At 59.9% G+C, this 18,791-nt stretch carries 16 protein-coding genes; 6 read left to right on the top strand and 10 right to left on the bottom strand.

Annotated features, from left to right (window positions below; all coding sequences use genetic code 11):
- Window positions 1-82 precede the first annotated feature (82 nt).
- The 4 genes from AC3D25_RS19135 to AC3D25_RS19120 all read left to right on the top strand — a co-directional run bounded on the left by AC3D25_RS19135 (window position 83) and on the right by AC3D25_RS19120 (window position 4,198).
- Entirely contained in the window at window positions 83-1,417 is a 1,335-nt protein-coding gene (locus AC3D25_RS19135; RefSeq protein WP_488890029.1) for an extracellular solute-binding protein, read from the top strand.
- A gap of 64 nt (window positions 1,418-1,481) precedes the next feature.
- Complete coding sequence (arfA, locus tag AC3D25_RS19130; RefSeq protein WP_488890028.1) at window positions 1,482-3,002, top strand: arabinosylfuranosidase ArfA; 1,521 nt, start codon at window positions 1,482-1,484, stop codon at window positions 3,000-3,002.
- A 48-nt stretch (window positions 3,003-3,050) separates the two neighbouring features.
- On the top strand, window positions 3,051-3,794 hold the full coding sequence (locus AC3D25_RS19125) for a FadR/GntR family transcriptional regulator (protein ID WP_488890027.1): 744 nt from the start codon (window positions 3,051-3,053) through the stop codon (window positions 3,792-3,794).
- A gap of 245 nt (window positions 3,795-4,039) precedes the next feature.
- Window positions 4,040-4,198 (top strand): hypothetical protein, encoded by a 159-nt coding sequence (locus AC3D25_RS19120; RefSeq protein ID WP_488890026.1) that lies wholly within the window; start codon window positions 4,040-4,042, stop codon window positions 4,196-4,198.
- A gap of 227 nt (window positions 4,199-4,425) precedes the next feature.
- Here AC3D25_RS19120 and AC3D25_RS19115 read toward each other — a convergent pair whose 3' ends face one another.
- The 3 genes from AC3D25_RS19115 to AC3D25_RS19105 all read right to left on the bottom strand — a co-directional run bounded on the left by AC3D25_RS19115 (window position 4,426) and on the right by AC3D25_RS19105 (window position 8,336).
- On the bottom strand, window positions 4,426-5,382 hold the full coding sequence (locus AC3D25_RS19115; protein WP_488890025.1) for an NADP-dependent oxidoreductase: 957 nt from the start codon (window positions 5,380-5,382) through the stop codon (window positions 4,426-4,428).
- 352 nt (window positions 5,383-5,734) lie between these two features.
- Window positions 5,735-7,075, bottom strand: a complete 1,341-nt coding sequence (locus tag AC3D25_RS19110; RefSeq protein ID WP_488890024.1) for an LLM class flavin-dependent oxidoreductase — start codon at window positions 7,073-7,075, stop codon at window positions 5,735-5,737.
- Between the two features lie 610 nt (window positions 7,076-7,685).
- Window positions 7,686-8,336: a VC0807 family protein gene (locus tag AC3D25_RS19105; protein ID WP_488890023.1), complete on the bottom strand. Its 651-nt coding sequence runs from the start codon at window positions 8,334-8,336 to the stop codon at window positions 7,686-7,688.
- A gap of 843 nt (window positions 8,337-9,179) precedes the next feature.
- Between AC3D25_RS19105 and AC3D25_RS19100 the strand changes: the two genes are divergently transcribed.
- A complete protein-coding gene (locus AC3D25_RS19100) occupies window positions 9,180-11,084 on the top strand; it encodes an FAD-binding monooxygenase (RefSeq protein WP_488890022.1) in 1,905 nt (634 codons plus the stop codon).
- Between the two features lie 14 nt (window positions 11,085-11,098).
- The gene (locus tag AC3D25_RS19095; protein WP_488890021.1) at window positions 11,099-11,539 is read left to right on the top strand and encodes a MarR family winged helix-turn-helix transcriptional regulator; all 441 of its coding nucleotides are present in this window, start codon (window positions 11,099-11,101) and stop codon (window positions 11,537-11,539) included.
- Window positions 11,540-11,596: 57 nt separating this feature from the next.
- Here the strand turns inward: AC3D25_RS19095 and AC3D25_RS19090 are convergent, their stop codons facing one another.
- The 7 genes from AC3D25_RS19090 to catA all read right to left on the bottom strand — a co-directional run bounded on the left by AC3D25_RS19090 (window position 11,597) and on the right by catA (window position 18,709).
- Window positions 11,597-11,944 carry a MetQ/NlpA family ABC transporter substrate-binding protein gene (locus AC3D25_RS19090; RefSeq protein WP_488890020.1) on the bottom strand — a complete coding sequence of 116 codons (348 nt, stop codon included), beginning with the start codon at window positions 11,942-11,944 and terminating at the stop codon, window positions 11,597-11,599.
- 157 nt (window positions 11,945-12,101) lie between these two features.
- Entirely contained in the window at window positions 12,102-13,301 is a 1,200-nt protein-coding gene (locus AC3D25_RS19085; RefSeq protein WP_488890019.1) for an acyl-CoA dehydrogenase family protein, read from the bottom strand.
- A 688-nt stretch (window positions 13,302-13,989) separates the two neighbouring features.
- A complete protein-coding gene (gene benD / locus AC3D25_RS19080) occupies window positions 13,990-14,766 on the bottom strand; it encodes a benzoate diol dehydrogenase BenD (protein WP_488890018.1) in 777 nt (258 codons plus the stop codon).
- Complete coding sequence (gene benC, locus AC3D25_RS19075) at window positions 14,763-15,785, bottom strand: benzoate 1,2-dioxygenase electron transfer component BenC (RefSeq protein WP_488890017.1); 1,023 nt, start codon at window positions 15,783-15,785, stop codon at window positions 14,763-14,765. Before benC ends, benD begins: the two co-directional genes overlap by 4 nt.
- Before the next feature lie 38 nt (window positions 15,786-15,823).
- Entirely contained in the window at window positions 15,824-16,312 is a 489-nt protein-coding gene (benB, locus tag AC3D25_RS19070; protein ID WP_488890016.1) for a benzoate 1,2-dioxygenase small subunit, read from the bottom strand.
- Window positions 16,309-17,667, bottom strand: a complete 1,359-nt coding sequence (locus AC3D25_RS19065; RefSeq protein ID WP_488890015.1) for a Rieske 2Fe-2S domain-containing protein — start codon at window positions 17,665-17,667, stop codon at window positions 16,309-16,311. The genes benB and AC3D25_RS19065 overlap by 4 nt, the downstream gene beginning before the upstream one ends.
- 106 nt (window positions 17,668-17,773) lie before the next feature.
- Window positions 17,774-18,709: a catechol 1,2-dioxygenase gene (catA, locus tag AC3D25_RS19060; protein WP_488890468.1), complete on the bottom strand. Its 936-nt coding sequence runs from the start codon at window positions 18,707-18,709 to the stop codon at window positions 17,774-17,776.
- Window positions 18,710-18,791: the final 82 nt, after the last annotated feature.

Raw genomic sequence — 18,791 nt, 5'->3', positions numbered from 1 at the left:
GAAGCCGCTCAAACGTGACGGCAAAGCAGGCGGCGCATCAAGCATAAAACAGCAACTAACTTTCATGGGAATGGAGACACACATGAAGAAATCGCTCGCGCGCGGTGCGCTTTCGCTCGCCTTGCTGATCACTGCAACAGGTTTCATGGCGCCCGTTCAGGCCAAAACCGAAATCACGTTGTCGCGTTTTTTCGGCGCCTGCGACGCGGAGTACGGCAAGGTGAACGAAGTCGGGAAGGCTTCCGGTGAATGCGGAATCATCACGACGCTGGTCAACCAGTTCAATGCAACAAACAAGGAAGACATTGTCGTCAAACCGCAGATCATTGAATGGAATCCGTATTACACGCAACTCGACGCGCGAATTCTGAGTCATGACGTGCCGACGATTTCGGTCATGCACGAGGCCGTGCTCGGCGACTACGTCAAGCGCAATCTGGTCGAACCGCTCGACGCCGGTTTCAAGTCGGTCGGCGTGGATACGAAAGACTTCACGGCTCACGCACACCGTGGCGTGACATTCGCGGACAAGACCTACGCGCTGCCGTTCGATACCCATTCCTGGCTGTGGCACATCAATATCAATCTCTTCAAGAAAGCAGGACTCGTCGACTCAAGCGGCAAGCCGATCCTGCCGACCACGCCGGACGAACTCCTCAAGCAGGCCAAGCAGTTCAAGGACAAGACGGGCTTGCCCTATCTGACCATGCCGATCGCCAACGAAAGCGCCGGCCAGATGCGCACGCTCGACACGATGGTCTATCAGCAGAACGGGACGCTGTTCCCCAGCGGTCCGACGAAGATCGATCTGCACAGCAAGCCTGTCACGAACGCGCTGCAACTGCTCGATAGCCTGATGAAAGCGGGCGACATCACGCCAAACCTCGACTACGGCGCGGCGAATCAGGCATTCATGAACGGCCGTGCCGGTGTGCTGATCTGCGGTACATGGATGATCGAAGATCTGACCAACTTGTCGAAGAAGCCGGACTCGGTGCTCGCCAACAACGGCTATGAAGTCGTGCCGTTTCCGAATCTGTTCCAGAAGAAAGCCGTGTGGGCCGACGGTCACTCGTGGGTCATGCTCAAGGGCGGCGCGAAGGACGACAAGACGCGGCACGCCGCGTTCGTATTCCTCAAGTTCCTCTACGACCACGATGCGGATTGGGCGCGTACCGGTCACTTGCCGGCGCGGCAATCGGTGATCGATAGCGCGGAGTTCAACGCGTTGCCGCATCGTCCGGCGATCAAGGAAATTTCGTCGATTGGTTACTCGTTGCCGAACACCGTGCCGCGTCAATTCGCGATCCAGGAAATGGTGGGCGACGAAGTGAGCAACATGCTGTCGTCGGGTAAATCGATTCCGGACGTCGAGCAACAGGCGCAGGACCGCGTCAACAAGCTGCTCTCGAAATGACTCGTGATTTTGCGCCCTGGACGTCCAGGGCTTTCATGGACAGGACACTGATAGGACACTGCAGATGATTACCACCCGCCTCGTTGTCGACCGTGACTTTGTGGTTGCGGATCTTGATCGACGCGTATTCGGCACCTTTGTCGAACATATGGGCCGCTGCGTCTATACCGGCATCTTCGAGCCGGACCACCCGGAAGCCGATGAACGCGGCTACCGGAAGGACGTGATGGATTTGACGCGCGAACTCGGCCCGACCATCGTGCGTTATCCGGGCGGCAATTTTTTGTCGGGCTATAACTGGGAAGACGGCGTCGGTCCGAAAGACAAACGACCCAGGCGGCTCGACCTCGCCTGGTATTCCGTCGAGACCAATCAGTTCGGCACCAACGAATTTATCGAATGGTGCCGGGAGCTTGATATCGAACCCATGTACGGCGTGAATCTCGGCACGCGCGGACCGGACGAGGCGCGCCACTTCATCGAGTATTGCAACCATCCGGGTGGCACCGCATTGTCGGATCTGCGCCGCGAGCATGGCTACGAGAAACCCCACGACATCAAGTTCTGGTGCCTCGGCAACGAGATGGATGGTCCGTGGCAGATCTGCCGCAAGACTGCCGACGAATATGGCCGCGCCGCGCTCGAAACTGCCAAGGTGATGCGCTCGGTCGACCCGACCATCCAGCTCGCGGCTTGCGGTTCGTCCACACATGAAATGGCGACTTACGGCGCGTGGGAAGACCGCGTGCTCGAACATTGCTTCGATCAGGTGGACTTCATTTCGCTGCACACGTACTTCGAGAATCGCCGCGATTCGACTGCGGAGTTCTTCGGCAATATTGAAGTGATGGATCTGTTCATCAAGGAAATTGTCGCGGTGGCCGATAGCGTGGCGGCGCGCAAGCATTCGAACAAGCGGATCATGCTGTCGTTCGACGAGTGGAACGTCTGGTACAAGGCGCGTTCCATCGAAGACCTGCGCAAACCCGGCTGGCCGAGCGCGCCGCGTTTGATCGAAGAGGTTTATAACGCCGAGGACGCCCTGGTGGTGGGCGGCGCATTGATCACGATGATGAACAACGCGGACCGCGTCAAGACGGCCTGCCTCGCGCAACTGGTCAACGTGATCGGCCCCATCATGACGGAGCCGGGCGGCGCGGCATGGCGTCAAACCATTTTCTATCCTTTCTCGCAGGCATCGAAGTTCGGCCATGGCCGCGTGCTGAAGACCGTGATCGACTCGCCATTTTACGAGGCCGAAACATTTCCTGAAATACCGTATCTGTGCGCGGCCGTGGTGGACGATCGCGCGAGTGGCACCACGACGATCTTCGCACTCAACCGCCATCTGACCGACGAAATGGAGTTGAACATCGAACTGCGCGGACTGGGCACGGACCGCACGCTCGATCACGCGCTCGAACTGCACCACACCAATATGAAAGCAGTCAATACGCGTGAAGCGCCGCTGACAGTGGCGCCCGCTAACAACTCGCGCGTGCAGGTGGACGGCGAAAAGATCAGCGCGCGGCTGAAGCCGGGGTCGTGGAATGTGATTGTTACGACGGCGGCCAAGCGAGCCTAGAGCGCGGTTCTATGCCGGACAGGCGAGCGGGAAACAAAGGGAGGCGGGATGTACGAGCGTGAGCCTGTCGTTGGCACCATGACCGCGCAGGTCGCCAGGATCATCGGGATGCGGATCGTCTCGGGCGAATTCAGCCCGGGCGATCTGTTGCCCGTCGAAGGCGATCTGTGCAGTGCCTATCGCGTGAGTCGCACCACCGTGCGCGAGGCGATCAAGCAACTGGCGGCTAAAAGACTGCTGGAAGTGTCGACGAAAATCGGCACACGCGTGTTGCCCTTTTCGGACTGGAACCTGCTCGACCGCGATGTGCTCGCGTGGAGGCTCAATGCGCAGTTCGACTCGAAGATCGTCGAAGACATCTTCGAGATGCGGCTATGCTTCGAGCCGCGCGCGAGCTTTCTCGCCGCACGTCATGGCAGCGACGAAGGCTTGCAACTGATCGAGCGGCGCTACCGCGAGCTTGCCAGTGCGTATGCGTCGCCTTCCGCGCTGTCGGATGTACGCGCGGTGGCCGAAGCGGAACTGGAATTTCACTTGGCGATCATCGCGATGTCGCAGAACGGCATGTTCATTACGATCGGCAACGGGATCAAGGCGGCGTTGCGGGTTTCATCGGAAATGTTGCACCGGCAGGCCGCCACGCCGGGCGAACATATCGAACTGCACGACGCCGTGCGTCACCACATTGTCACGCGCCAGCCGGACGCAGCGTCCGCCGCAATGACGCGCCTGCTCGCGGCATCGCGTGAACGCATGTTGAGGTACACCATCACGCCGAAAGACGCGGATTGATCGCGCGACGGCGATAGCTTCGATATTGCCGGCCTCGAACCCGGTGCGCCAGGCAATACCCTGGTCCGCTAGCGCAGTCCGCACGACCGGGCGAAATCCACATCGCTCGTCTATCATCGACAGCGGCAATGGTCGCTTCTGCGATGCGATGCTACCGCGACCGGTCACCCAGACGAGCGGCCCGGTGCGGATCACACGCTGATCGACGGTATGCTGCTTTGTGGCTCAACCCGAAAAGCTGGGCCATGACGATCGGTTCTGCTGCGTCCTTCACGACGCTTGGCGAACCGCTCGCATCGGCTCGCCGTCCTGCTTGGGGCGGTCTTCCGCCTGGCGGCGTGCGGCTCTCGCTGGTGCTCTGGTGTTCGCTCGGCGCCTTGCTTGCGCGTGTGCTTCTGGCGTGAAGCTCGAAGTACAGCCGACAAATCCCGCCAACCGCGAATTCGCAATCCTACGCAAAGCGCGGCAAAGAAAATCGGCACGGCTATTTCAGAAGGGCTTATCCAGTGAGGATCATCTGCGTTTTTCTGCTTGCTCGCGATTGATCATCGTAGCCGTCGCCAAAAAAAAGTCACCTCGATCCGACAGTTTCCGGCCGATCCGAACCGAAGGCGAACGCAAATCATTGACCTCATGGTCTGAGCACGATCTTTCCCGGCGCGTGCTTGCTGCCCTCAAGCATCTCGTGGGCAACGCGTGCTTGCGATAACGGCAAGATTTCTCCGACACGTGTTCGGAGTTCTCCAGTCTCAAGCAACTCGGCGAGCGCAACAAGCGTTGACGTATTGACTGCAACCAACATGAAATTTGCGCTTACCCCGGTAGCCGCGGCGCGCTCGGCGTTCGGTTCGGCAACCGCGGAAACTACTTTTCCTCCAGGCTTGACCGCGTCGAAGGAGCGGTCAAGCGTGTCCCCGCCCACGAGGTCGATCACCGTATCTACCGAATGTCGAAACTCGTCGAATGGCTGTTCGCGAGCGTCGAACACCTGATCCGCGCCGAGCGCCGTGACGAACGCTTCATCCAGGCTGGACGCAGTGGCAAGCACGAAGGCGCCCTCGCGGTGGGCGAGTTGAACGGCGTAAGCGCCGACGTTACCGGCGCCGCCTAGCACCAGAACTCGATCGCCTTTCTTCACATGAGCCTGCTCGAAAAGCATTTGCCACGCCGTGACGGCTATGACCGGCACGGACGCCGCTTCCGCGAAGCTCAGCGCGGCGGGCTTGCGCGCGAGCATACACGCCTCCGCAATCGCGTACTCCGCATAGGCGTCCGTGAATCTCGGGTTGGTCACGCCGAAAACGTCGTCACCCGGGGCGAGATCGCTTACACCTTCGCCTGTCAGTACGATCGTTCCGGCAATGTCCGAGCCTAATGTCAGGGGCAGTGGTTGAGGTAAGACGCTGTTGCCGGAGCGGATCCACGCATCCCATGGCCCGACCCCGGCTGCGGCGACGCGCACCAACACTTGGCCCGGTCCCGGGTGCGCAAGAGGAACGTCTCGATAGTGCATTGCGTCGATGCCGCCGAAGGTATCGACCTGGACGGCCTTGAACGATGCAGGAACGGCGGGTGCTAACGAGTCCATGATTGACGGCTCCTGGCTTGGGGGTTCGAAAATCTTTGGAACGCCATCCTGCAGGGTCTTTATCGATGCGCATGCGATGCGCTGAACGATCGATCGGGAGACGGACGCGCGAGTAACCGGACGGCGACGTTAGTATAGGTCGCCCGGTCTTCTTGCGCGAGATGCAGTATAAGTTGTCGCTTCGACGCTGCCCGGTTGCCATGATTCGCCCGACGCTCGACGCGGCACTTGAAGGAAGACGGTTTCGTCGCCGTCCTGGGCTGCGACCGCTATTCAGTCCGCGAACAGCGAGCCGGTGGTATCGAACTTCGTGTCGTCGATAGTCGTATCCTTCGATCAAAATAAAGAAAGCTCAAGCAGGCACCGCGCTCGCGTGCGCAGGACGCTTGAGGCCGAGGTGGTCGCGCAGCGTGCGGCCGGCGTACTCGTTGCGGAAGAGGCCGCGTCGCCGCAGTTCGGGTAGCACCAGATCGATGAATTCAGCGAGTCCGCCAGGGAACCACGGCGCCATGATGTTGAAACCGTCCGCGCCGCCCTCTTCAAACCAGTGCTGCAGCTGGTCCGCAATGCTCGCGGGCGTGCCTACCACTTGCTGATGGCCACGCGCTCCGGCAATGCGCAGATACAGTTGGCGGATGGTCAGCTTGTCGCGTCGGGCAAGTTCGACTACGAGATGCTGACGGCTCTTCGGACCGTTCGTTTCCGGCAATTCGGGAATTGGTCCGTCTACGTCGTAGCGGGACAGATCGACCCCGCCGATCACCGTCGACAGCAGCGCCACGCCAACGGCCGGGTCGATGCGTGATTGCAGCGCTTCGAATTTCTCTTCGGCTTCCGCCTGACTCCGGCCCACCACCGGAAAGATGCCAGGCATGATCTTCACGTCGTCCGGTTCGCGACCATACGCAGGCAGGCGGCTCTTGATGTCGGCGTAAAAGGCTTTTGCTTCGTCGAAGGTCTGGTGCGCGACGAAGATGACCTCGGCAGTACGCGCCGCGAGCGCACGTCCGTCTTCCGACGCGCCAGCCTGCACGACTACGGGCCGCCCTTGCGGCGAACGGTTGACGTTGAGCGGGCCACGCACTTGAAAGTGCTTGCCGCGATGATTCAGCACGTGCAGCTTTTCAGTATCGAGATAGATGCCGCTTTCCTTGTCGCGGACGAAGCTGTCGTCCTCCCACGAATCCCAAAGGCCGAGCACGACGTCGTGAAATTCCGCGGCGCGCTCGTATCGTTCGGCATGATCGGGCAGCGCATCGCGGTTGAAGTTCTGCGCTTCGGTCGAACTGCTCGACGTCACGAGATTCCATCCGGCGCGTCCACCGGAAATCTGGTCAAGCGTGGCGAAGCGGCGCGCCACGTTATACGGCTCGTGAAACGATGTGGACACCGTTGCGATGAGCCCGATACGTTCGGTCACCGCGGCGAGCGCGGCAAGCAAGGTGACGGGATCGAAGAAATCGCTGCGGGCCGTGCGTGCGAGCGAAGGCAGGTGCGTTGAGCGCACGCCGGAAGAATCCGCGAGGAAGATCGTATCGAACTTGGCTGCTTCGGCGAGCCGCGCCAGCTCGACGTAATGGCGGAAATTGCTGCCGGCGTCGGCATCGGCATCGGGATGCCGCCAGCCGGCGATATGGTGACCGGTCTGCATCAGGAATGCGCCGAGCGCGAACTGTCGGGTAGGTCGAATCATGTGTGCTCGCTGAACGAGAGAACAATGGGGTGGATTTGACGGATATCGCGAATAAATGCATTGACCATGCGCCGCTGTACCACGCGGTACAGGCTGACACAACGCGCACGCCGAGTGACGGTCTCGCCGATTCGTCCCTGCGATCATCGAGAACCGGACGTCGCCGTGAACAATGACCGCGCGCTCGCAGCATTGGCGATGACATCGGCAAGGCGTTGGCAGGCGATATGGACGGGCATCTTTCTGGCCACTCGGAATCCCTATTCTCGCGGACCGGCGACATGCGCCCAAACGCTTATTGCTCACATCGTTATGAGTTGCTCGGTCGAATGAATAGCTCTCGTTTTGATAGTCGCGGGCTAGACCTTTGTCGTTATGCGAGCAAACCATGAACGATCAAATTTATGACCGTTCGTGAATCGTCGTCCTGGTTCGAAGATGGGTGATGCGTTTCAGCGCGCCACAACATGCCCACGGGCGGATTCCCCGGTAGGCGAGGATCTTTCGAGGCAGGGTGTCGATGCAATCCGAAAGCGATGAGGCATGCAACGTTTTGGCTCAAGCTATTCAACAGCAAGGCGACGTTTCGCAACCGGAGTTGTTTCTGCTGTTACACCGAGCGGGTAGTGTGTTTTTCGGCCGCGGCTTCTTCTATCGTTCGGGCTTTGAGCCGTTTTCGGTAGAGGAAGGTGTAGACCGTGAGCCCGCCGTAAATGCCATAGCCAATAATCGGTGCGACCAATAGATAGCGCTCGATCGACCAGGTCCACGCCATCCAGCAGCGAATCAGATTTTCTACCACAAGGCCCAAGCCCCAGATGAATGTCATCAGCCGAATCGAGCGGCGGAGCGTGGGCCGCTCATTCCAGGCGGCTTCAAACCGCTCGCCGCCGCCCTCGCTTTCGCGGCCCACCGTCGCGCGAGCCAGGTAGAAGATCAGCGGTCGTGGAAATAGCAGCGACACAATAAACGCGGCGCCGATCGCACCGGATATCAGCGATTCGCGGACGAGCAAAAGCCGGGGGCTGCCGCCCAGCGCCATCGCGCCGATCGACAACGCGATACCCAGCACGACAAGTACGCTCAGCGCATCGACTCGCCGCGTTCGGGCGAATTCGAAGAAACTCCAGATGATTGGCGGTGCGGCCGAAGCGTAGAGCGCACCGAGCGAGCCCCAGTGCGGTAAAGCCAGCCGGTAGGCGACCCAGGGCAGGAGGAAATTAACGCCGAGTTCGACAAGCAGGTTTTTGCGGATCTTCATGTTCAGACGGAGTGAGCTATGGCACGAGGGTAGCGCATCGCAGACTTTGAATCGAGCTGTTCCATCGATACCGGTGATGGTTCGATGAAGGCATCCTATCTTACGTTTCGCCGCCCAAAAACAAAGTGCCTGAATGTAAGGCCGTGTTTCGATAGTGCTTGGGTGAGTGGCCGGCATTCCTTTAGAGGCGTTGCTGAACGCGCTTTAGGATGCGTACCTGATTGACTGCTCGATGAAAGCAACTGGATTTGTCCTTCTCGAAAGGCCCGTTCCGCGAGGCGCATGCGCCATCGGCGAGGTAGTTCAGAGGCGCCGCGCCGGTTGTCCTGCAGCTCGCGAAACGATGCCGAGAAGCGCCAAGTGTTACGCGCCGGTTACGAGGACTGTTGTGGTCATCATCAATCTCCAGATACAAAGCGTGGCTCGTTCTTAACGCAGGCTTCGGTTGCAAGCCTGTCGAGAAACCGGAACCCACGCCCGAAGCATGATCCCTATCACGGCCCGGCATCTGATGCCCCGCCACAGCGCTAATGCCGGAGTTTCGCTTGCGGATCGGTAGCCGTCGAATTCGGCTAAGACTTATGCGGCACGAGCATCGATGGATTGCGGGGCCACTGCGGCTTAGCGGGCTTGGTGTCCGCTGAGAGGAGATCTGGAATTGTTTGGCAGCATGGAGCCGATCCTCGCGGCGATCGGCGATGCGGAGAATAGCGCGGCGTATCCGTCGAGCGTCGATCTTCGACGTCAGGGTAAACAGCAGGACACGGATTAATTCCTTGATATGGTTGGCGTACGGAGTATATTTCGATCCAAGGCAGGTAAGACAACTTGGAGGACGACATCATGCAATTTCATCTCAACGGGTTTCGTACAGACGATCCCATGATCGAGCCCGTGGCCGAAGGCGCGCCGCGCATTGACATTCCCGAGGTGGTGGATGTGCTCATCGTCGGTAGTGGGCCGGCGGGACTCGTGCTCGCGGCGCAGTTGTCGCAATTTCCGGCAATTACGGTGCGTATCGTCGAGCGTCGAGCCGGGCCGTTGCTCATGGGTCAAGCGGACGGCGTAGCTTGCCGGACGGTCGAAATGTTCAATGCGTTCGGGCTGGCCGAGCGTCTGCTACGCGAAGCATATTGGGTCAACGAGACGGTGTTCTGGAGACCGGATGCCGATGATCCCGGCGCAATTCGCCGTACAGGTCGCGTTCAGGATACCGAGACCGGTCTATCCGAGTTTCCGCACGTGATCGTCAATCAGGCACGCATACAGGAATATCTGCTCGATCTGATGCGCCGCTCCGCGCACCGGCTCGAACCGGACTACGCGCTCGAAGTGGTCGATGTAACGCGCGACGACAGTGACGACTATCCGGTGAACGTCACACTGAGTAGAACGGAAGGCGCGCGTGCCGGTGAGCACGTCAAGGTGCGGGCGCGTTACGTCGTGGGCTGCGACGGTGCGCGAAGCCGCGTGCGCACGGCGATCGGTCAGACGCTGAACGGGGACGCCGCGAATCACGCGTGGGGCGTCATGGATGCGCTCGCCGTGACCGACTTTCCCGACATTCGCCTCAAGACCGCTATCCAGTCGGCGGGCAAGGGCAATCTGTTGCTGATTCCGCGCGAAGGCGGCTATCTCGTTCGCTTCTACGTCGATCTGGGCGAGGTGACGCCCGAGAATCGCGACAGCATCAAACAGACGAAGGTCGAGCGGATCATCGAAACAGCGCGGCGAATCTTGCATCCGTATACGCTCGATGTGAAAGAGGTCGCGTGGTTCTCGGTCTACGAAGTGGGCCAGCGTCTGACCGAACGTTTCGACGATGCCATCGCCACCGATGGTTCATCGCGCGAGCCGCATGTGTTCATCGCCGGCGATGCCTGTCACACGCATAGCGCGAAGGCCGGGCAAGGCATGAATGTATCGATGCAGGACGGTTTCAACCTCGGCTGGAAACTCGGAGCGGTGCTGGAGGGACGCAGCGATGCGAGCCTGCTGCGTACGTATTCGGACGAACGGCAGCCGGTCGCGCAGGAACTCATCGACTTCGACAAGGAATGGTCGGCGATGATGGCTGCGCGGCCCAAAGACCCGGCGCATCCGGAGGCGGGCGGAGTCGATCCGGCTGAACTTCAGGCGTATTTTGTGAGCGCGGGACGCTACACAGCAGGTGTGGCGACGCGTTATCGGCCGGGACCGCTGACCGGTGAGGCGACGCATCAGGCGCTTGCTGGCGGCTTCGTGATCGGCACGCGCTTTCATTCGTCGCCGGTCATGCGTATCGCCGATGCGAGACCGATGCATCTCGGGCACGTCGCGCGCGCCGATGGCCGCTGGCGCATTTACGCGTTCGCCGACGCAAGCGGCAAAGCACTCGACGCGCTTTGCGATCATCTCGCCACTTCGCCGGAATCCGTCATGCGCCGTGCAACGTCGCGCGATGCCGATGCAGATAGCGTCATCGATCTGCGCGCCGTTCTGCAGACCCCGCACTATGACGTGCGGCTCGAAGAACTTCATGGGTCGTTGCTGCCGCGCAAGGGGCGTTACGGACTGGTCGACTACGAGAAAGCATTTACGAGCGACGCATCGACTGATATCTTCGACGAACGCGGCATTGACCGCGCGCGGGGGGCGCTGGTGATTGTGCGTCCCGATCAATACGTGGCGCATGTGCTTCCGCTCGACGCCTTCGACGAACTGAATGCGTTCCTGCGTCCCATTTTCCGAACTCGAACCAGCGACTGACAGAACGCCCGACCGTGCCTGCCAACAACGATTCTCCGAACGCGCTTTACAAATTCACCGGCAGCCTGGTTCGCCGCGCTCAACAGCGGCATCTGGCGGTCTGGCAGAGTGAGGTGTCCACCGAGGTTACGAGCGTGCAATACGCGGCGCTCGAAATTCTTCAGCGCAAGCCGGGCGTCAATCAGCGCCAACTGGGCGATGACCTCGATGTCGACCGATCGACCATTGCCGATCTCGTCGCGCGACTGGTGCGCAACGAGTTGATCGAACGCACGGACGATCCGGTCGACAAGCGCAGCTATGTGCTGTTTCTCACTTCCGCCGGGAAGAAGCAGCTTTCGACACTGCGAACGCGCGTTGAAAAAGTCGAACGCATTCTCACCGCGAAGCTGACAGCGGCGGAAACCCGCGAGTTGCGGCGCTTGCTATTGGCGCTGTTACCCCTCGACGAATGACGCCGAGTCGAAACGGCCGGGCCGCGAGGCCGCTATCCGCTGCACGGGCGAACGGCGTCAGCGAGTAGAGACGGACGTCGGGACGCCACGCACGAGCGGGTCGTCGGTGGAGAGCAGGTACTGGGCGACGCGCGGATCGGCGAAGGCCTGCTTGAGCTTCACGATTTGCGGATCGTTAAGATACTTCGTTCCGGCCACGAGCTGCGAGGCGAAGGTGCGCGGCGCTTGTGGAAACAGAATACCTTCGCTGCGCGGCACTTTCCCTGTATCGAACTGAGCGGCGTAGCCCATTGCAACGTCTATCGAATCGAGCACGCGGGGCATCGAGGGCAGATCGATTCTCTTGGATTTGTAGTGATGCGGGTTCTCGGCAATGTCGCGAGGCTCCACGACGCGCGGCTTCACGGCTTCACGGCTTCGCGGCTTCATTCAAGCCGATCAGATTTTCGCGCTGAAGCAACCATAGCGCCCGCGCCCGGTTCGCGCAAAAGGTCCGGGTCCTTGCTTTAGAAGCCAGCGACGCGCGGCGCTTTCCTCGATCGAAGCCGGCTTCAAAAATCGTTCAGCGCCCGGCCCGATAGTCGCCTTCTAGCGCCATGCGTTTGATCTTCTTGGCGAGCGACCATTTGTGAACTTCAGTGGGGCCGTCGTAGATACGAAAAGCCCGTACTTCGCGGAACACCTGCTCGACGATCGAATCGCGCGCTACGCCCGAGCCGCCCATGGTTTGGACGCATCGGTCGGCCACGCGGAAGAGCGCGTCGGATACGGCAACCTTCGTCATCGAGCTTTCGGTCGTGCCCAGGCTTCCGGAATCGAGAATGCCTGCACACCAGTCGATCATCAGCGCCGACTGCTGCAAATCGATCAGGTTGTCGGCCAGCATGAAGCCAACCCCTTCATGGTCGATAAGCGGTTTGCCGAAAGCATGCCGGCGCGCCGCATACGCCACCGCGATCTCGTGTGCGCGTGTGGCCGTTCCCAGCCAGCGCATGCAATGCGACAGGCGCGCGGGCGAAAGCCGGATTTGCGCGTATTCGAATCCTTTGTGCACTTCGCCGAGCACGGCGTTTGCCGGTAGGCGCAGGCCTTCAATCGCGATCCGCGAGTGTCCGCCGGGCATCGAACTGTCGATGGTATCCAGCACCTTCACGATCTTGATGGCGGGATGCGGGAGGCTCACGAGAAACATGCTCGCGCGGACCGGGCCGCCGCCGTCGGTACGCGCCATCACGATGCCGACCTCCGCACCATCCGCGCCGGTGATGAAGGTCTTCGTGCCGTCGATGACCCAGTCGTCGCCGTCGAGACGCGCTGTCGTCTTGAGCATCGACGGATCGGATCCGGCTCCTTCGTCTTCGGCGGGTTCCGTCATGAAAAACGCTGAACGTGCATGGCCGGACAGCAGCTTTGGGAGAAAGCGTTGCTTCTGCTCGGCAGTGGCGACCTTGCCCAAGAGAAAAATATTGCCTTCGTCGGGCGCCATGGTGTTCACCGCGACCGGACCGAGCGGGGAGAGGCCCGAGCGCTTGAGCACGGCGGCTGTTTCGAGTTGTGTCAGGTGCTCGCCATCGGCGAGAACATGAGGCGTCATCACGTTGGCCGCGCGCGCCAGCGCGCGCAATTCGGCAACCAGGTCGGCCGACGGTCCGTGCGATCCGTTACGCGGGTCGCGCTCGTAGGGCATGACGACTTCACGGACGAACGCCTCGACACGATCCGCGAGGTCCCGGCTGCGTTCGGTAGGACATGGAGTAAACATAGATACATTCCTGGTTAGAGGCTTAGGAAATGAGCGCTGTCGATTGGCGGGACTGCGCTTGTCATGTCGCGCGACGCGTTTGATGCGATATGCACTAGCGGAGCATCGGAGCGTTCATTTAGCCAGCGGTGAATCCGATACAGGCGCCCCGGCCATTTTGAAATCCATGCATTCGCCAAGCAGTAACCCCACGCAAGAAGCTTTGGAAGTTGCGCAAAGACACCTGCGCTCGTGCCACCTCGCACTCGGCAAGTTGAGGCCGACCATGCCGCTTGCACCGGATATCACTATTCTCATAATCTGCGCGTTGCTCGTTTAGCCCCGACATCATTAAAGAACAATGGTGGTTTTGTGCTGAATATACTCGCCTAGGCCTTCTGCGCGGAAGTCCGGGGTTGCTGCGTTTGCCTCGAACACACAAGCGCGGATGCGTTGTTCCCATTCATCCAGAGTATCGGATCGGGCCGCACATTGGTTGAAAGAGAGCCGCGTTGCGCGAGCGGACCCGTCAAAGGACCTTAGCCGGATTCAGAAGGTACTTTGGATCGAGCGCGGTCTTGATCGTCTGCAGTTGACCGATGTATTCAGATGGATACTCCGCCGCGTTCCCTCAAGAAGTGAAGAGGAGGCGTGCGACGCTCGATCCCACGCTGCAGTGCCACCTCCGTGCTCTTTTGCTATCACAACCTCAGCCGTTGTCGCCACCAGCAACGGGCAGCACCGTGCCCGTGATGTAGCCGGCTTCGTCAGAAGCAAGAAAGAGAATCGGCGCGATTTGCTCATTGAGCGTTCCATAGCGTTTGAAGAAGGTCGATTCGCTGACCTGTTTCACCGCCTCGCCCATCCAGGTCTTCTCTTGATCGCTGTCTCCCGCGGCGTTTCGCGGCACACGCCGCGGTGGCGCCTCTGTTCCGCCAGGCGCTGCGGCGACGACTCGAATGTTCTGCTCGCCATACTCCATGGCAAGCGACTGGGTCATCGCGTTCACACCGCCCTTGGCTGCAGAGTAGGGTACGCGCCGGATACCGCGCGTCGCATTCGAGGACACGTTGACGATGGTTCCGCCGCCTTGCGCGAGCATGTAAGGAAGCGCGGCGTGGCACGCATAAAGAGTGGGCATGAGAGAGCGACGGATTTCGGCATCGATATGGGCAGGCTCGAACTCAGCGTAAGGCCGCATGCGGATAGCGCCGCCCACGCCGTTGATGAGAATGTCGATGCGACCGAACTTTTCCACAGCGAAAGCCATCGTCGAGGCCGCGCCCTCATAGGTCTCGAGGTCGGCGACGAAGCCGGCAGTGCCGGCGCCAGTCGCTTCGGCCGCGACCTCGACGACGAAGCCCGCGCGGTCGACAAACAGAACCTTTGCGCCCTCCGCGGCCGCACGCAGAGCGACGCCGCGTCCGATACCCTGCGCAGCGCCCGTGACGACCATGACTTTGCCTGCGAACCGGTTGGCGTTCATGCGGTCTCCGGTTCAGCGTTGGGTGTGAATTTCTCGTAGTGGAAACTGTTGGGCTTCACGCCCGTGTCGCTGAAGTACTTGCGCACGGCGTCGACCATCGGGGGCGGGCCGCAGAGATACACATCGACATCGCCGTCGTTCAACGATTCCGCAGGCATGTGCTGCGTGACCCAACCTTTGCGCGGGTGATTCGAGTCCGCTTCGGCCACCACCGTGCTGTACGTGAAATTCGGCAGCGTCGTTGCATACGCTTCGATTGCATCGACTTGCACGAGGTCGAGGTCTCGCGTGACCCCGTAGATGAGATGGACCTTCTGCTGCGCGTTGGTCCGTCGCAAAACTTCCAGCATGGACAAAAAGGGCGCTAAACCGGTGCCGCCGGCGATAAGCAGCAACGGCCGCTCGACGGGACGCAGATAGAAGCTTCCAAGTGGACCAGTCAATTGAGTCTTATCGCCCGGTTGTGCGGACTCGAGCCAGGTGCTCATCACGCCGCCCGGAATTTTTTTAATGAGGAAGCTGACCTTGCTTTCGCCCGGCGCCGATGAGAACGAATAGGAGCGATGCTGGCCGCTGCCCGGGATGTCGATGTTGACGTATTGGCCAGCCAGGAACACAGGCGCGGCAGCCTCTACATCCAGTTGGAGCACGACGGCCGCGTCATTGTGCGGTTCGACTTTTGTCACGGTCACGGCAAACTTGCTCTGCTCGGTCTTACATACCGCCGACGATGCCGGTACCGCTATGACGCAGTCGCTCTGCGGCACCATCTGGCACGTGAGTACGAGACCGGTTTCTTTTTCGTCGTCGCTTAGCGCGTCTTCGATGTAGTCGTCGCCGAGGTCGTAGATGCCGCTCTCGGCGCGGCATTTGCAAGTGCCGCATACGCCGTCGGAGCAGTCCATCGGCAAGTTGATTCTGGCTCGAAATGCGGCATCGAGGACCTTCTCGCCGGCCTTGCATTCGACAAAGCGAGTCACGCCGTCTTCGAAGTTCAGTGCGATGTTGTAGCTAGACATGTTGCCTCCTGCTTGCTGTCTCGGTCCCACCGGTGACGTCAGACGTGATAGACGTCGAGCACCTGGCGGATATAGTCGTTCTTCAGCGCAATTTTCTTGCTGGAAATCAAAAGGCGGCCATCGACTTTGCGGAAGGTCACGAACATGGTGCCGAAGAAATAATCGGTCATCTTGTAGCGGTGGCTTTGCGTATTGAAGTTGTAGCGCACGTCGACTTCATTTTCGCGTTCGGCCATCACCTCGACATTCGTCACGTTATGGCTGGTACGCGGTTCAGGCAGCGATGCGCCGCTTCGCTCGGTCTTGATGCGAAAAACGCGGTCTTCCAGTCCACCCCGGTCGGGGTAATACATCAGCGAGATTTGACTCTGCGGGTCGTCCGTAAGCTTGTCGTCGTCGTCCCAGGCCGGCATCCAATAGTCGACGTCCGTGGTGTAACAGGCCAGCCACTCGTCCCACTGACGGTCATCCAGAAGGCGCGCTTCCTGGTAGAGCGCGTTGCAGATCTTTTGATAGTCGAAGCTCATGCCGTCGCCTCCGCCTGTTCCTTCTGGAGAGCCTCGCGCATCACTTGCACCCAATATTCATGCTGGACGACGAAGAGGCCTTCGTCCTCGCTGCGCTCGCCCGAGATGAGCGGATTCAGGCCCATGCTCCTGGCATTCTCGTCCGGGCCGTGAACCCAAAGCGGCGCCCCGCGCGACAGGTCGTTCCACATCGTCGTCGAACCGGCATAGCCGGACTGGCAGGCGCGGAACTCTTCGAGGTCGTCGCTGGTTCCCATGCCCGACACATTGAAGAAATCTTCATATTGTCGAATGCGTGTTGCACGGCTTTCGGCGCTTTCGCCCTTCGGAGCGAAGCAGAAGATGCTCACTTCAGTTTTATCGACACCGATCGGGCGCACCACTCGAATCTGGGTGCTGAACTGGTCCATCAGAAACACGTTGGGATAAAGGCACAGATTCCGCGTCTGATTGATGATGAACTTCGCCTTGTCCTCGCCGACTCGCGCTGCAATTTCGCCGCGGTGTTCATAGACCGGGCGCACTTCCGGGTTCATCGAATTGGTCCACAGCAGGATGTGCCCGTGTTCGAATCCGTAGACGCCGGCCACCGATTTGCTCCAGCCGTTAGCATCCACTGCCTTGGTGCCGTCTTCCTTGCGTCGCCCCATCGTCGCGGCGTAGTTCCAGTGCACGGTGCTGACGTGGTAACCGTCGCAGCCGTTTTCCATCTGCATCTTCCAGTTGCCGTCGTAGATGTACGAGGAGTTACCGCGCAGCACCTCGATGCCGTTCGGCGCTTGCGCAACAATTTGATCGATGATGACCTTGGTCTCACCGAGATACTCTTCGAGAGGTAACACGTCTGGATTCAAGCTTCCGAACAGAAAACCCTGATAGCTCTGGAAGCGCGCCACTTTGCGCAGGTCGTGCGAACCTTGCTTGTTGAATTGCACCGGATACTCGGTGGTCTTCTCGTCTTTCACCTTGAGCAGTTTGCCGGCATTCGAAAACGTCCAGCCGTGAAACGGGCAAGTGAAGCTGCCTTTGTTGCCATGTTTGCGGCGACACAGCATCGCGCCCTTGTGCGCGCACGCGTTGAGAACCGCATGCAGTTCACCGGTCTTGTCACGCGTGACAACGATAGGCTGCCGGCCAATCCAGGTCGTGTAGTAATCGTTGTTGTCAGGGATCTGGCTTTCGTGCGCCAGATAAACCCAATTGCTCTCGAAGATGTGTTTCATCTCGAGCTCGTACAAGTCGGCGTTAGTGAAGATGTCGCGGCGGCAGCGGAAAACGCCGTTTTCCTTGTCTTCCTGCACGGCGTTGCTCAGCAGGTCATCGAGCTGTCGGGCTCTTTCCATCATGGCGGACATGCGTGCTCCTCCTACGCGGCCCAAAAAATGGGCCTCGCGTTGGTAACGAATTGAAGGATGAAGAATCGGGCGACCGGTGGCGGTCGTCGGTCGCCGAATGAACCGCTTAGGCCGTAGCCGACACGCGCGGCCGTTGGACAAGCTGGTTGTCCTTGCCTTGAACCAGCGGAGTCAACTCGATGTTGAACTCGATTTCCTTGTAAGCATCGGTCTTGAGGCCCATCGCGGTGCCGCCGGTTTTCTCGACGACTTGGGGAATCAGGTCCTCGCGAGTCGCGTAGGCGAAATCGTCCCAAATCAAGGGGTCGCCCTCGATGTTGATTTGCGTCGTGAGCTTCCGGAGGTTTTCGCTCGTGGCGAAGAAGTGCACATGAGCGGGACGGTTGCCGTGACGTGCAAGGACGTTCAGCAGTTGCTGCGTCGCGCCGTGCGGCGGGCAGCCGTAACCCACCGGCATGAGGGTGCGGAATTCGTACTTGCCGTCGGCTTCGGTCTTGACCGCACCGCGCAAGTTGAAGTCGTCTTGCGCGCCCGTCGGGTCGAAATGCGAGTAGAAGCCCTTCGAGTTAGCGTGCCAGCATTCGACCACCGCGTCCGCTACGGGCTTGCCATCCGAACTGGTGACCGTGCCGCGGATAACAAGCGGACCTGCGTCCTCGTCTGCATTGAGGTCGATTTTGGATAAGCCGTCTCGCACCGGCGCGCCGGCGACATACAACGGCCCTTCGATGGTACGGGGTGTCCCGCCATGAATGTCGGCTTCACGGTCTTCCGCATCCATCCGGATGTCGAGAAATTTTTCAAGACCGAGTCCAGCGGCTAGCAAGGCAGCCTCACCATCGCGTCCGAGCTTGTTGAAGTAGGTTACGCCCGCCCAAATCTCGTCGGGCGTCATAGCGAGGTCGTCGATGGCTTTGAAAAGGTCGCTCAGCAGACGATGCGTAATCTGTTTTGCGCGCGCGTTACCGTCTTCGCTGCCAAGGTTCGCAGCGGCTTTCAGCAGGTCCTGGACTTCTCTTGAGTCGAACACTTTGACGCTCATGTCTGCTCCAATATCTCTTGTATTTGCCGGGGTTAACCCTTGATTTCTCACCTGTGCTTCTATGTGTAGAAGGTATAATCGG

This window comes from Caballeronia sp. SL1002 (assembly GCF_057814995.1).
Note: the sequence above shows the minus strand (reverse complement) of the source record. Positions and strands in the feature narration are given on the sequence as shown.

Bases quoted from the DNA above. Each gene is read 5' to 3' on its own strand.
- AC3D25_RS19110 (WP_488890024.1), bottom strand. From the start codon at position 7,075: ATGATTCGACCTACCCGACAGTTCGCGCTCGGCGCATTCCTGATGCAG.
- catA (WP_488890468.1), bottom strand. From the start codon at position 18,709: ATGAGCGTCAAAGTGTTCGACTCAAGAGAAGTCCAGGACCTGCTGAAA.
- arfA (WP_488890028.1), top strand. From the start codon at position 1,482: ATGATTACCACCCGCCTCGTTGTCGACCGTGACTTTGTGGTTGCGGAT.
- AC3D25_RS19105 (WP_488890023.1), bottom strand. From the start codon at position 8,336: ATGAAGATCCGCAAAAACCTGCTTGTCGAACTCGGCGTTAATTTCCTC.
- AC3D25_RS19085 (WP_488890019.1), bottom strand. From the start codon at position 13,301: ATGTTTACTCCATGTCCTACCGAACGCAGCCGGGACCTCGCGGATCGT.
- AC3D25_RS19135 (WP_488890029.1), top strand. From the start codon at position 83: ATGAAGAAATCGCTCGCGCGCGGTGCGCTTTCGCTCGCCTTGCTGATC.
- AC3D25_RS19125 (WP_488890027.1), top strand. From the start codon at position 3,051: ATGTACGAGCGTGAGCCTGTCGTTGGCACCATGACCGCGCAGGTCGCC.
- benC (WP_488890017.1), bottom strand. From the start codon at position 15,785: ATGTCTAGCTACAACATCGCACTGAACTTCGAAGACGGCGTGACTCGC.
- AC3D25_RS19065 (WP_488890015.1), bottom strand. From the start codon at position 17,667: ATGTCCGCCATGATGGAAAGAGCCCGACAGCTCGATGACCTGCTGAGC.
- AC3D25_RS19115 (WP_488890025.1), bottom strand. From the start codon at position 5,382: ATGGACTCGTTAGCACCCGCCGTTCCTGCATCGTTCAAGGCCGTCCAG.
- benB (WP_488890016.1), bottom strand. From the start codon at position 16,312: ATGAGCTTCGACTATCAAAAGATCTGCAACGCGCTCTACCAGGAAGCG.
- benD (WP_488890018.1), bottom strand. From the start codon at position 14,766: ATGAACGCCAACCGGTTCGCAGGCAAAGTCATGGTCGTCACGGGCGCT.
- AC3D25_RS19120 (WP_488890026.1), top strand. From the start codon at position 4,040: ATGACGATCGGTTCTGCTGCGTCCTTCACGACGCTTGGCGAACCGCTC.
- AC3D25_RS19100 (WP_488890022.1), top strand. From the start codon at position 9,180: ATGCAATTTCATCTCAACGGGTTTCGTACAGACGATCCCATGATCGAG.